The organism is Culicoidibacter larvae (assembly GCF_005771635.1).
Taxonomy (GTDB): Bacteria; Bacillota_I; Bacilli_A; order Culicoidibacterales; family Culicoidibacteraceae; genus Culicoidibacter; species Culicoidibacter larvae.
In genome coordinates, this window is sequence record NZ_VBWP01000002.1 from 20,228 (window position 1) to 34,702 (window position 14,475).

Annotated in this window: 13 protein-coding genes; 1 reads left to right on the plus strand and 12 read right to left on the minus strand. The window is 38.6% G+C overall.

Annotated elements, in window-relative coordinates; all coding sequences use genetic code 11:
* Positions 1 to 67: 67 nt before the first annotated feature.
* Entirely contained in the window at positions 68 to 673 is a 606-nt protein-coding gene (locus FEZ08_RS02595) for a superoxide dismutase (RefSeq protein WP_138190159.1), read from the minus strand.
* Positions 674 to 930: 257 nt separating this feature from the next.
* Here FEZ08_RS02595 and ispG point away from each other — a divergent pair, with 257 nt between their 5' ends.
* Positions 931 to 2,022 (plus strand): flavodoxin-dependent (E)-4-hydroxy-3-methylbut-2-enyl-diphosphate synthase, encoded by a 1,092-nt coding sequence (ispG, locus tag FEZ08_RS02600; RefSeq protein WP_138190160.1) that lies wholly within the window; start codon positions 931 to 933, stop codon positions 2,020 to 2,022.
* Positions 2,023 to 2,063: 41 nt separating this feature from the next.
* Here the strand turns inward: ispG and FEZ08_RS02605 are convergent, their stop codons facing one another.
* The 11 genes from FEZ08_RS02605 to pyrH form a co-directional block, all read right to left on the minus strand.
* A complete protein-coding gene (locus tag FEZ08_RS02605; protein ID WP_171014899.1) occupies positions 2,064 to 2,528 on the minus strand; it encodes a GNAT family N-acetyltransferase in 465 nt (154 codons plus the stop codon).
* Positions 2,529 to 2,578: 50 nt separating this feature from the next.
* Positions 2,579 to 3,511: a ribokinase gene (gene rbsK / locus FEZ08_RS02610; RefSeq protein WP_138190162.1), complete on the minus strand. Its 933-nt coding sequence runs from the start codon at positions 3,509 to 3,511 to the stop codon at positions 2,579 to 2,581.
* A 34-nt stretch (positions 3,512 to 3,545) separates the two neighbouring features.
* Positions 3,546 to 4,550 (minus strand): LacI family DNA-binding transcriptional regulator, encoded by a 1,005-nt coding sequence (locus FEZ08_RS02615; RefSeq protein WP_171014900.1) that lies wholly within the window; start codon positions 4,548 to 4,550, stop codon positions 3,546 to 3,548.
* A gap of 112 nt (positions 4,551 to 4,662) precedes the next feature.
* Positions 4,663 to 6,024, minus strand: coding sequence for a C4-dicarboxylate transporter DcuC (dcuC, locus tag FEZ08_RS02620; protein ID WP_138190164.1), 1,362 nt, complete (start codon positions 6,022 to 6,024; stop codon positions 4,663 to 4,665).
* Positions 6,025 to 6,047: 23 nt separating this feature from the next.
* On the minus strand, positions 6,048 to 6,974 hold the full coding sequence (rihC, locus tag FEZ08_RS02625; protein WP_138190165.1) for a ribonucleoside hydrolase RihC: 927 nt from the start codon (positions 6,972 to 6,974) through the stop codon (positions 6,048 to 6,050).
* Between the two features lie 212 nt (positions 6,975 to 7,186).
* A complete protein-coding gene (locus tag FEZ08_RS02630; RefSeq protein ID WP_138190166.1) occupies positions 7,187 to 8,587 on the minus strand; it encodes a glycoside hydrolase family 1 protein in 1,401 nt (466 codons plus the stop codon).
* Positions 8,588 to 8,723: 136 nt separating this feature from the next.
* A complete protein-coding gene (locus FEZ08_RS02635) occupies positions 8,724 to 9,341 on the minus strand; it encodes an NUDIX domain-containing protein (RefSeq protein ID WP_138190167.1) in 618 nt (205 codons plus the stop codon).
* 94 nt (positions 9,342 to 9,435) lie between these two features.
* Positions 9,436 to 10,629, minus strand: coding sequence for an FprA family A-type flavoprotein (locus tag FEZ08_RS02640; RefSeq protein ID WP_138190168.1), 1,194 nt, complete (start codon positions 10,627 to 10,629; stop codon positions 9,436 to 9,438).
* A gap of 229 nt (positions 10,630 to 10,858) precedes the next feature.
* Entirely contained in the window at positions 10,859 to 12,940 is a 2,082-nt protein-coding gene (locus FEZ08_RS02645) for a tetratricopeptide repeat protein (RefSeq protein ID WP_171014901.1), read from the minus strand.
* A 124-nt stretch (positions 12,941 to 13,064) separates the two neighbouring features.
* The gene (gene frr, locus FEZ08_RS02650) at positions 13,065 to 13,610 is read right to left on the minus strand and encodes a ribosome recycling factor (protein ID WP_138190170.1); all 546 of its coding nucleotides are present in this window, start codon (positions 13,608 to 13,610) and stop codon (positions 13,065 to 13,067) included.
* A gap of 13 nt (positions 13,611 to 13,623) precedes the next feature.
* The gene (gene pyrH, locus FEZ08_RS02655) at positions 13,624 to 14,343 is read right to left on the minus strand and encodes a UMP kinase (protein ID WP_138190171.1); all 720 of its coding nucleotides are present in this window, start codon (positions 14,341 to 14,343) and stop codon (positions 13,624 to 13,626) included.
* Positions 14,344 to 14,475: the final 132 nt, after the last annotated feature.

Consider the following 14,475-nt stretch of genomic DNA (forward strand, 5'->3'; position numbering starts at 1 on the left):
TTTCATACTTAACTATAATACCATAGAAATATATGATTATCAATAATTTTTAAAGGATGAAAAAAATTTATTTAGTTGTTTGGTAATTTTGTGCTACCTGATCCCAATTTACAACATTCCAAAATGCTGATACATAATCAGGACGACGGTTTTGATAATTTAAGTAGTATGCATGTTCCCATACATCTAATCCAAGAATTGGTGTTAAGCCATCAGTTAATGGATTGTTTTGATTTGGTGTACTTACAACTTCAAGTTTTCCGTCTTTATTTACAACAAGCCAAGCCCATCCTGAACCAAAACGAGTTTTAGCAGCTGCTTCAAATTTTTCTTTAAAAGCATCAAAGCTGCCAAACGCTTCATCAATAGCTGCAGCTAAATCACCAGTTGGTGCACCACCGCCATTAGGGCTCATAATTGTCCAGAACATAGTGTGGTTCAAGTGGCCGCCACCATTGTTCAATACTGCAGTACGGATATTTTCAGGAACTTCACCAAGACGTGCTACTAAATCTTCAATAGACCAGTCAGCAACAGCAGTTCCTTCAATAGCTGCATTTAAGTTAGTAATATACGTTTGATGATGTTTTGTATGGTGAATTTCCATAGTACGAGCATCAATATTTGGTTCCAAAGCATCATAAGCGTAAGGTAAATTTGGTAATGTAAACATTTTAAAACCTCCAAGTTTCTTTTTATTAATCTCTTTTCACTATTAATTATATTACTTTTCATGTGAATAAAACAACTATTATGCTTACGAAAATTATTTTTGTTAAATTGTGAAGAGGCACTTTCGGCAAAAGCGCCTCTTCTATCTTTCTCCCGAAGCACAGTTCGCACTTCACTACCGTTTAGTGCAAGTTGCGCTTCTAACTCATTCTTGTTATAATTGCAACTGATGAATACCTTTTAAAAGGAGCTGATAAAATGTTTCATCGTAAAGATACCCGCCCGGTTTTCGTCGGCGACGTTCAAATTGGCGGTAATAACGAAGTTGTAATTCAAAGTATGACCACAACTAAAACCCGTGATGTTCAAGCAACCGTTGAACAAATATTACGGCTCGAGGAAGCTGGTTGTCAGATTGTCCGTTGTACCTGCCCGACTATGGCAGATGCTGAGGCAATTGCAGAAATAAAAAAACAAGTGCATATTCCTATTGTGGCTGATATTCACTTCAATTATAAAATGGCTTTGGCAGCGATTGAAGCCGGTGCGGATAAAATCCGTATTAATCCTGGTAATATTGGTCGTCCAGACCGGGTTCGCGCTGTTGTAGAAGCGGCGAAAGCAAAAGGTATCCCGATTCGTATCGGTATTAATGCCGGCTCGCTTGAGCGCCACATCCTTGATAAGCATGGGTATCCAACTGCCGAAGGTATGTTGGAAAGCGCAGAACACCATGTTCAAATTCTTGAGGAACTCGATTTCCATGATATTATCATTTCAATGAAAGCATCTGATATTAATCTAGCTGTTCAAGCATACCGCTTAGCGGCTGAACGCTTTGACTACCCACTCCACCTTGGTATTACCGAATCCGGCACCCAGTTTTCCGGTACAATCAAAAGTGCAGCTGGCTTAGGGACTCTGCTCTATGATGGTATTGGCAGCACAATGCGTATTTCATTAACTGCTGATCCGGTAGAAGAAATTCGCGTCTGCAAAGAGTTGTTAAAAGATTTTGGTTTGGCAAGTAATGTTGCAACCTTGATTTCATGTCCGACTTGCGGGCGTATTGAAATCGATTTGATGAGCATTGCTGCTGAAATTGAAGAATATCTTGAGAAAAATGTGCCAGTTAATATCAAGGTTGCTGTGCTCGGCTGTGCCGTTAACGGGCCGGGCGAAGCCCGAGAAGCCGATATCGGCATTGCCGGTGCAAAAAATATGGGTATTCTCTTCAAGCATGGAGAAATCATCCGTAAGGTTCCGGAAGACGTTATGGTTGAAGAACTGAAGAAAGAAATTGATTTGATGGCTGCCGAAAAGTTAGCCGAGCGTGAACTGAATAAATAAGCAAAAGCGTACTCTTTATGAGTACGCTTTTTTTCTTTTTCTCAATAATCAATAAGTTTTTCATAAGCGAAGAACTCGCCAATATTCGGTCGATCCTGCATAATAAATGCACTGACCTGGCTATAATCGTTTTTCAAGAATACATATTGCATTGGAATATTGCGAAAATGTGTACTTGAGTGAATCGCCTTTATTTTTTGGGTTCGGGCAATTGCTTCACAATGTTGTATTAATTGAGTAGCAACACCTTGGCCCTGAAAATCCGGCGACACAACAACACGATGAATAAACAATACCGACTTATTTTCCTGCCATGGTTGCTGGTGATACTCAGCTGAACTCTTGTTATCCAAAACAACAAAACCGGCAATTTGCTTGGCTTCATTTTGGATAACAAACATGCTCCCAGTCTTAATGTCTGCCGCTAAAATTTCGTAGTTGGGATAAGTTAATGTCCATTGCTCAATCCCAGCTTGCTGCATTTTTTCTCGGGCTTTTTGAAACACTGAAAACACTGCTGCTAAATCGTTTGATTCAGCTCTGCGTGTACTGAACATTATTTTATAGCAAGTTTTTTAATTTCAGCTAAGCTATATTCATTTGGAATAGATGAATATGCTCCGGGTCGCTGAACCACCAATGACGCAAAATAATTGGCAGTGCGAACAATATCCGTCAGTGAATCAAAAGGCTGTTCATATATCTGACTGACTAAAGCACCAATAAAAGAATCTCCGGCTGCTGTGGTATCTACTGCTTTAACCGGAAACGCTGCTACCTGAGCGCACTTCCCGGACTCACATACTAAAACGCCTTCCTCACCAAGGGTTACAATTATATATTGCACACCCATATCAAATAGCGGCCGCAATTGCTTTTGCACCTGTTCGTAATCAGCATAATCGAATGCCTCACCAAGTAACTCTTCAATTTCAGTCTCGTTAGGAACTAAAATATCCGTAACTTGCAATAATTCTTTTGGAATCTCCTTGCTTGGCGCCGGATTTAATACCGTTAGTCGTCCCGCTTTTTTGGCATAGTTGAAAGCAGCAATTATCGCTGCCATTGGCACCTCAAATTGCGCAACCGTAACTGCTGCCGCTTCAATAACCGCTTTCGCTTGGTCAATATCCGCAACATCAATGGCACTATTTGCTCCCGCATAAGTCACAATCGTGTTTTTACCATTCTCCTGAATGGTAATCCACGCTTGTCCCGTCATCTTATCAACAACTTTAACAAATTGATTATCTATATCTTCTTCAATTAACAAATCACGTAAAAGCTCACCATTCTTGTCAGCTCCAAGAGCACCGATAAACGATACTTGGCTGCCCAAACGTTTCATTGCAACTGCCTGATTCAAGCCTTTGCCACCTGCTGAAGTCGCTACGCTCCTTCCAGCAACGGTTTCACCTATCTCAGGCAATGTAGAGACCAGCATACTGGTGTCTACATTCATACTTCCTAATACACATATTTTACTCATTCTGCCACTACTCCTCTCGATTGCTGGTTTCCATTTAAAGAGTACTGACGCTATCACGTTCGACCAAATGTAAGTCAAAAACAATATCTTCCGGTTTAGTCTTACCATCGATGACCGCTGCTAAAATACTATTTGCCGCCGCAGTACCGATTTGGTAAATTGGCTGATGCATTGTAGTTAGTTTTGGATTTAAATATTTTGATAATGGAATATCATCAAAGCCAACTACTGACAAATGTTCAGGAATTTTAAGCCCGCGCTCTAGCGCTGCCTGATAGACGCCTAATGCCATCAAATCATTACAGGCAAATATCGCACTAACTGCTTGTTTTTCCAAAATATTCTTAGTAGCCATATAGCCACCCTCAATCGTCAACTCTGCATGTTCCACAAGTTTCTCATTAAAAGCAACACCATGTTGCTCCAGCGCCTCACGGTAACCCGCCAAACGTTCCTGTAAGTTTCGAATATCAGCATTTCCGGTAATACAAGCGATCTGCTTGTGACCTTTATCCAACAAATATTGAGTGGCCTGATAACCACCATCCTTATCCGCGACCCCAATTGAAGTATAACGTTTCAATACAGAGTGACGGTCCAAAAGAATGAGCGGAATATTTAACTTTGATAAAACCGCTTCATATTGACTATCATTGGTATTAACTGTTGATATTATTAACCCATCAATCGAATACTCCGCAAGCGAAGTAATCGATTGCAACTCTTGCTCAATATTATCATATGAAGTTGATAAAAATAGATTGTATCCTTCTTGATAGAGCACATCGCTAATTCCTTTAGCAATTTCCGAGAAGAACGGGTTAGAAATATCCGGAACAATTAATGCAATTGTCTTTGATTTAGAAGTGACCAGACTGCGTGCAACTTGACTCGGTTTATAGTCCATTTCCTCAACAACTTGAAATATTTTTTGTTTTGTTTTTTCACTTATATGATCAGCCTTGTTGTTCATTACTAAAGAGACTGTCGTGACTGATACATTAGCCTGCTTTGCAATATCTTTTATCGTAATTCCCATTTTGACTGCTCCCATCTCTAATATCTAAATCAATCTTATACTATTTTTGTGAAAAAAACAAAAAATTCAGTACCTTTAAATAAAAACTATGTGTAATAATAATGCTATCCGCTTAGCGCGGTAATAAAATGAATGAAAGCACTAGCACACCTACAATACCAACAATAATTGGTACTGAAGTCCGTTTAATAACTTTCATAGGATTAACATCCATTACTGTTGCAACTACTATGATAACTGCCGCAACCGGAGAAATCGAACGTACTAAGTTAGCTATCAGCTGCATTGGCAACGCAATCATAATACCATCAATTCCTGCGCCGGCAGCAATTCCAGGAAGTAAGCCAATCGTTGCATAGAACATTGCTAAGCCACCGCCGCTTATTAATCCAAGCAGTAATGTTGCCCCGGCAAATGCACCAGATAAAATGACTCCGGCACCACTTAAGTTTTCAACTGAAGCTGTCAACATATCAATAACACCAATTGCTTGCATTCCTTGGGCAAACATAACCCCACCAACAACTAATACAACGACTCTGGTAAATCCTTGACCCATACCTTCAAACATTTGGAATGAATCATCAACTGCTTTTTTCAATGAACGTTTGCGGATTACTTCAATGAGTAATGCTACAACAAATGAAATCAAAGTCAGAATTACTACATTCACTTTGATTTCCGGGAATGCAATACCAGAAACAAGAATTAAGACTAATGGTAACATCGGTAATAAACCATACCATACCGGTGGCAAATCAGTTTTATCAACTTTTACGCTTTCTTCTAAATCATGAACAACAATATCGCCGTCTTTTTTATCCAAATACTTTTGCCAGAAATAATGAGCAACTGCCATAATCAATAAAATCGGAATCGAAATGCTGGCATGAATCGTCACGTAGTCAACTAGACTATATCCTAATGTCTCGGCAGCAATAACATTATCTGCCCCCAGTGGTGTAGGCATAATCGTTGCTGTTGTCGCAATAACTGCACCGGCAGCCAATGGATTGATACCTAAACGTTTTAATAATGGATATAAAATAGCCATCAAGATAACCGCTAAACTTGAAGCACTTGGAATAAATAAAGACAATACATTTCCTAGCAAGAACACAATCGGAATAAAAAGATATTTAGATTTAATTCTGCCAAGCGGCTTAGTCATTGTTTGTACGGCCACTTCATTTGCTCCGATATGATTCATATAAGTTGAGAAACCAAACAAAACCATAACTGTCAATCCGACATTTCCTAACTGAGCAACAAATGTTTGCTGCAATTGTTTAAAAGGATCAATCCAGATAAAACCTGTTGTAGTTTCCGGATCTAAAATTTGATACCCCATAATTGCTGCCGCAAACAACAATACTAACCCTGCGCCCAGCAATACTAATGCCGGTTGATAGTTTTTTATAATTAAATAGGCAGCTGCCGCTACAACTATTAATGCAATTATTATCGCAATCATATATTAACCCTCCAAATTTTTAACTAAATCATTTTCCCTACAGATTCAACAAACCATTTCTGGAATGCCGGTATATCAATATCCAAACAAACCTCTGCATTTGTTTTATCGTGATAAGCCATTTTTAAGTCGGCAATAGTAGCACCACTTGCTGGCCCATTATTATACTCGATCTCAACATACGTTTCTTGAGTTGTAAACAGTTCCGGTTTCACCAAAAATGCAATTGCACATAAGTCATGCATCTTTAATCCGCCACTCTTTAAGCTGCCCCCGCGATAATGTTGAAACAATGAGTAAATCATCTTTCCGGTTTTATTCATAGATTTAATTGCTTCAATCTCAGGTTTAGTAATTAAAGCTGTACTTGTAACATCTAGTCCAACCATTACAATAGGTACACCGCTTTGGAAAACAATTGCTGCAGCATGCGGATCAACATATGTATTAAACTCAGCAATAGTTGTTGTATTCCCGCGTGATAACGATCCACCCATCATAACAATACGTTTAATCTTACTTTTACACTCTGGATACATAGAGAACAACAACGCTATATTTGTTAAAGCTGCAATCGGAACTAAAGTAATCGGTTCATCCGCTTCACTTAATGTTTGGCGCATAGCTTCTACTGCATGCATTGATAGCGGTGCTGTTGTTACTTTAGGAAAATCATACCCTGCCATTCCTGACTCACCATGAATTTCACTGGCATCTTCCAATTCTTTTAACAGTGGCTGACCGCATCCTTTTGCCACCGGAATTGATTGATTAAAAAATTCCATAAGCTTTAAGGCATTGTCAGTTGTCTTTTCAACATTCACATTACCGGCTACTGTAGTAATTAACCGCACATCAAGCTGTTCATCAAAAATCGCCGCTGCAATTGCCACAGCATCATCAATTCCCGGATCAGTATCGATGATAATTGGTATTGGTTTCACACCCATTATATACTCCTCCAACTCATGAACTCGTTTAGTAAAACGTTTTACTAAACGGTTAAAAAAATTTGAAAACAATTGTCTGCAATCACAATTATTCTCTTTGTATTTTGAAGTAAAGCGCTTTCTTCATACTTTCATTATAAGTAAAACGTTTTATCATGTCAATTATATTTTTAAAAAGTTTAAAAAAGCGCGCCTTATGGGCGCGCTTTTTTCTATTTTCCATCAAAACGATTCAGTTTGGCAACTTCTTTCATCCATAATCCTGACTTCTTAATTGTCCGCTTCTGAGTAGCTAAATCTAAACGATAGAATCCATAACGGTTTTTGTATGCATTGGCCCATGACCAGTTATCAATAAAGGTCCATAAATGATAGCCTTTGCAGTTAGCTCCTTCTTCAATCGCCTGGTGTAACCATTCAAGATGTTCTTGAATAAATTCTATCCGGTAGTCATCCTGCACAATGCCATCTTCGCCGATAAAGCGTTCTTCATGCTCAACCCCCATACCATTTTCAGAAATATACCATTCAATATTGCCATAATTTTCTTGAACATTTTTAGCAATATCATAGATGCCACGTGGGTAAATCTCCCAGCCGCGATATGGATTCATGCGTCGTCCCGGCATTTCATAATTATCGAAGAACCACTCAGGTGCAAACGCTTCATCAGCAGCAATCGCCGCTTCTCTTGCTTTCACCCGGCGCGGCTGATAATAATTCACGCCAAGGATATCGACAGTATTATTTTTAATAACAGCTAATTCTTCTTCAGTGTACACCGGTAAATGATCATGTTCTTTTAAAATTGTCATCAATTCTTCCGGGAACTCACCTTTTACCGATGGATCAAGGAATGAGCGGTTGAAGAATAAATCGCAAATATGTGCTGCCTTAACATCCGTCGTATTGGATTCATCACGCGGATATGATGGAGTTAAGTTCAATATAATACCGATTTTTCCATCCAATTGTAATTCGCGATATGCAGCTACCGCCATGCTTGAAGCTAGTTGCGAATAATATGCCACTTGAATAGCGCGTTTAAAATCAACAATATTAGGATAGTGAAATTGGTACATATAACCTGCTTCAACCGGTACAATCGGCTCATTATGTGTAAACCAGTACTTCACTCGGTCACCAAAAAGCTCAAAACATGTTTTAGCATAGGTTACATAAGCTTCAACAACTTCAAGATTTTCCCAGCCACCAATATCTTGCATCTCAATTGGCATATCAAAATGATATAAGTTAAAGAACGGCTCAATCCCCTGAGCAATCAATTCATCAATAACATTATTGTAAAAATCTACTGCTTTCGGATTTACTTCACCACGACCACCAGGAATTAAACGTGCCCATGAAATAGAAGTACGAAAACTATTTAAATTGATATCTTTCATCAGCTGGATATCACTCTTATAATTTTTATAAAAAGTTGAAGCATCGGTTGCCGGAACTTGGTTATGGAACTTATCCGGTTCAATTTGATACCAATAATCAAAAATATTTAAACCTTTACCATCTTCAAAAGCGGCTCCCTCAGATTGAGTTGCACTACTCGCTGCACCCCACCAAAAATTATTGGCAAATTGATATGTTTTGCTCATAAATTTCACTCCTTCATTCTATGCAATTATATCATAACACGCAGACTTTGTTAATTATTTTAAATAACTTTCCTTTTCATTTTTTGAAAAACTAAAAAAGTGCGGCGAGGCTGAGCCTCGTCGCACTTTAAATCTTTTACTTTAAAAAGCTTTCAATCGCAATTTGACTCCAAGTTTCAAAACGATCAAAGGCTGAACGCAATTCTTCCGAGCTCATAAATACGCCTTCTAACTGTTCAACTTCACGAATCGCTACATCGGCTTCACTTGGAACTGTAATAACGCCGATAATACCAATATGATCTTGACTTACTTCATTACTCAAGTCATTAATATACCCTAAAATTCGGTAATTTTCATATTGATAACCTTCATAAGTGGTCTCTTCTTCTAACTCACGAATAATCGTTTCCACAAAACTACCACCGTCAGCCTCATCCATATGGCCACCAGTACCAATACTTAGCAACCCATGTAAACGGGCCTCGCCGCCCTTTGCCAGGCGCTTAGTCACAAAATAACGTCCGCTATCCGCTGCTTGAACAACTGTATAAGGAATTGGTTGGCGGAAAACCGGATTATATTCAGCAGTAAACCGCGGAATATAATAAAAACGCTCTTCTAAAATATTAACCGGTGAATCCTCAATTGCCACTAACCCTTCAGCTAGCTCACTGAGATGTTCAGCTGGTATAACAGCAATAACCTCACCATTGTATTTCTCTTTCAATGCTTTTCGATCCGCTTTGCTCATCGATGTATCACTCCTTATTCTATGGTTTTTATTATAGCACAAAATAACAAAAAAATGCGGTGACATATCTAAATTATGTCACCGCATCACTTACTTATTCAGCAGTTTCGCTCGCTTTTACTTGTTCAATAACATGATCGCGTAAAGCATCTAATGCATTGGCATCAGGGACAAACTCTGATTCAATACTTGGCAGAATTTCCCATTTTTGACTTTCAAAGAAAGCGTTGATTTCTTTCGTAGCTGAATTACTCCAACCATAAGAACCAAATGCCATTGCCACTTTATTACGAGCTTTAAAACCTTTTGCATATGTCATAAAAGCACCGATTGTTGGTAAAATGGTATTGTTTAAGTTTGGCGAACCAACAAACACATATTTACATGTCATTAAGTATGGAATGATATCAGAAATATCATCAGTGTGGGCATGTAAACTGAACATATGATATTCAATACCAGCATCCTCTAATGCTTCTTGTACCGCGTATGCCATTTTCTTAGTAGACTCCCACATTGAATCATAAACGATAATTGCTTTACCATCCTGTTCATGATTTGACCATGAACGATATTCTTCTTGAACGCGCTCAATATTTTCTTTTTTGGTCCAAATTAAACCATGCGCATTAGCAATCATCTCAATATCAAGTCCGTCTACCGCATCCAATGCGCGTTTTACCGGCATTGCATAAGGCATAACAATGTTTGCATAATATTTTTTCAACTCTTCAAAAATGATATCGGTTGGATATTCATAATCAAAACGCTCACTTGAAGCTAAATGTTGTCCGAAGGCATCATTTGAGAACAAGATTTTTTCTTCTGGCATATACCCAACCATACTATCTGGCCAGTGAACCATTGGAATCGTTACGAAATGAAGACTGCGTTTACCAAGGCTTACAGAATCACCGGTTTTCTTTTCAATAACCCGGAAATCATCACGATGGAAATGCAAATGTAAATGTTTAATATCATCTTTTGATGCTATAATTGTAGCATTTTCAGCTGCATCATATAATCTTGGAATTGCTCCGGAATGATCTAATTCCCCATGTAACGAAATAATATAATCGATATCTTTAGGATCAACAATTTTGCTGATACGTTTCATCATTTCTTCAGTATGACTTGCTTTTACAGTATCGATAACAGTAATTTTTTCGTCGATAATTAAATACGCATTGTAAGTAGTTCCGCGTGGTGTAACATATCCGTGTACATTACGGATTTCCCAATCGATCGCTCCTACCCAATAAATTCCCTCACGCAATTGAATTGCCATATTGTGTCACCTCTAGTTTTCTAAAAAATTTAATTGTGAAATTTCTGTTTATCTACATGTATAATTGTACTAAAAGCGTCAGCTGAGTGCAAGAAAAACGACTTCATTCGCCATATTCTTAGCGTTATTTCACTTTTTAGCTCAAAGCCCTTAAATATCATCACCAAATCATTACAAAAGAACCCATAGAAAAGGCGGACTGCCTGGCAGTCCGCCTTTTCCGCTTTCTTTAAAACGGATAAAAGAAATCAATAGTATTGCTGCTCAATGCCGAATTAATCTTAGCACGAGTTATGTTATCAGTATATGGTAACAGCTTTTGAATTGTAGCAATATTATTAATACCACTGAGTACATGCTTGTAGTAATGGTTAAGAGCTGCTTCCGGCTCTTCTTTCAGCAATTTATCAATAATTTGCTCAGCTTTTTGCTTATCTTCATAAAAGCCGATACCATGAACTAGAAAGTACGCATGTAAATAATCAATATTTTCATGATCTTTATTGGCATCAATAGCATTATTCAAAAGCTCAAATGCTTGAGTAATATTTTTTTCAACACCAATGCCTTTATAGTAGCTATGAATCATCTGTGCACTCGCACACGGACAGTAACTTTCAAACTCGGCTGCTTTTTGATAATAGGCAAAAGCCATATTATTATCAACCGCCACGCCCAAACCATGTTCATAGGCAAAACCAATATGCACCAAAGCACATGAATAATCGCCGCCATGAGTGGCATTAGCATCACTTAACAGTGTCAATGCCTGCGGGTAATCAATAGCACTACTGTATAATCCGGTTAAATAAATACATCCTAACCGCATCATTGCAAAACTGCTATTGGTTTGAGCAACTGCCTGCTGGTATAGTGGAATAATCTTATCACTGTATTTGCTAGGAATTCGCTCGTATAAGCTCACCAAGAAATCCAATTGCTCAGCATCATGTAAGGTATTAACCAGTCGTTCTACATCAATAATTGCCTTTTTTATCATATTCAATTCTGAATATGCATATGCACGTTGCTGGAGAATCAAATTATCATTAGGATTATTAGCTAAAAACTGGGTAAAATCAGCAATAGCTGCCCCGAAGTTATCTTGCATAAAATAAACATTTCCACGTCCAAAATAGAGCGAATCAGGTACCATGGAACCAGCCACTTGGATTGCTTTGTTGAATATTGGCAATGCTTCCTCAAGTTGATCGCTATATAGGTAAGAAAATGCTAAGCTGCTCCAACCACCAAGCCATTTTGAGTCATCATTTAAAACCGTCGTTAAATCAGCAATAGCCAATGGATAATCTTCCAAATGATAAGCAATCAAGCCACGACCACCCTGCGCATATGGATAGTCATTATCACTGAGTGTCAAAGCCAAGTCAAAATCAGTAAATGCCGTTTGATAATCATTTAATTCATAATGAACATACCCACGTGTAGCTAACCCCACAGTCCACATTGGTGATGCCGCGATTGCAGTATTTAGATCCTGCAAGGCATCTTCGTAGCGATTCATTTGATAAAGTACCAATCCTCTGCCCGAAGTTGCAAATGAGTAGGTATTATCCGATAGTTCTAAAGCACTATTAAAATCTGCCAATGCTAATTCAAATTGATTGAAATAGTACTCAATATGATAATACGCCCAGCCACGAACGGCGAACCCAAGTGGCCACTTTGGGTTCTCTTCCAGAGCCAAAGTTAAATCTTCAATTGCCAAATCATATTCCTGCTTTTCATGAAAACAAAGTCCGCGCCCGCCATATGCATACCCATAACGCGGTTCCATTTCAATTGCTTTGTTGAAGTTTTCTATCGCTGCGTCATATTCATTCAGCTCATAAAGTACCCAACCGCAGATTGCCAGCCCCAGCAACCACTCCGGATTCATCTGTAAAGCATCTAACAAATCTTCTTTAGCCCGGCCATAATCATCAAGTTGATAATAGGTAATTCCGCGACCGCCAATAGCATAAGCATCTTGATGGTTGCTCAAAGAAACTGCATAATTAAAGTCATTTAGAGCTAAATCATAAACTTCTAGCTCATAATACGCCCAGCCACGGTATGTAAACGCATCAGCACTCCTATCATCTTCAGCCAAAACCCGGGTAGCATACTCAACCGTTTCCTCTGCTCGTCCGGCACCAAGTACTCCAAGCCGCGCCAACCATAACAAAATAAGCGTATCATTATCAAAATCAGCTAATGCTGCCTCTAATAAACGATAAGCTTCATCAAACCTTTGTTCATCTACCAATGCTTTGGCCTCATCAAAAACCTGCTGTAATTCAAAACTCAATGACGTCACTTCCTATTCCTATTTATTATACCACGACACTTTGGTTTAAACATAGAAAAACGAGCGTCCAAGGACACTCGTTTTAAAACTATCTACATATTCCAAAAGCTCTGCAAGCGTTTAGTTATACAGTCATAATATCTTGCTCTTTTTCAGCACTAATCTCATCAATTTTTTTAATATGCGCATCAGTAGCTTTTTGAACATCATCTTGATATCCCTTTTTATCATCTTCAGGAATATCCATTTTTTTCAATGAATCGTTGATATCACGGCGAATATTGCGGATTGCAACTTTCGCCTCTTCAGCAACGGCTTTCACTTGTTTAACTAATTCCTTCCGGCGATCTTCAGTTAATGCCGGAATCGCAATACGGATAATATTACCGTCATTCGTTGGATTAAAACCTAAATTTGCTTTTTCGATTGCTTGTTCAATCTCACCAAGAACACCTTTGTCATAAGGTGAAACAACTAATTGTCGTGCTTCCGGAACTGAAATTTGAGCCAGTTGCGGTAATGGTGTATCAACACCATAATAGCTAACTAAAACCCGGTTTAATACCGTTGGATTTGCACGACCGGTGCGGATTGTAACCAACTCATCCGAAAAACGGTTAATTGATTTGTCCATTTTTTCATTCATTTGATTCATTAATTGTTGTGGCATATTATTTCTCTCCTTATCCAGCAATTACAGTACCGATATCTTCTCCGGCAATTGCTCGTTTAATACTTCCTTTTTCCATCATTGAAAATACAACAAGTTTTAAATTATTATCTTTACAAAGTGTAGATGCAGTTAAGTCCATAACTCCAAGTTCTTTATTCAGTAATTCTTGATGGGTTAAAGCGGTAAATTTCTCAGCAGTTGGATCTGTTTTAGGATCAGCAGTATAAACGCCATCAACATTATTCTTAGCCATTAAGATAACATCGGCATTAATTTCTGCAGCCCGTAATGCAGCAGTGGTATCGGTTGAAAAGTAAGGATTCCCAGTTCCACCGGCGAATATAACAATTCGTCCTTTTTCTAAATGGCGGATTGCCCGGCGGCGAATATATGGTTCTGCGATTTCTTGCATATTAATTGATGAAAGCACCCGCGTTTGCAATTCGCGTTTTTCCAACGCATCCTGCAATGCCAAAGCATTCATAATCGTTGCCAGCATACCCATATAATCAGCACTTGAACGATCCATGCCAAGCTCACTGGCAGTTTTACCGCGCCAGATATTACCGCCACCAACGATAATAGCAATTTCTGCTCCCAATTGATGAGCATCAACAATTTCTTCAGCAATCAAAGAAACAATCTTAGGATCAATTCCAAATCCCAGGTCACCGGCCAAAGCCTCACCGCTTAACTTTAAAACTACGCGATTATATTTTTTCTGCATCATTACACCTCATTAAATATCGATAAAACAGTAAAAAGCTCATAACAAACGCCTGTCTTCCTACAGTAAAGAAATTTTGAAAATGACGGTTTCGCCGTGCCAGCATCTGGACGGCAAAACCTAAACTTCCGTGTA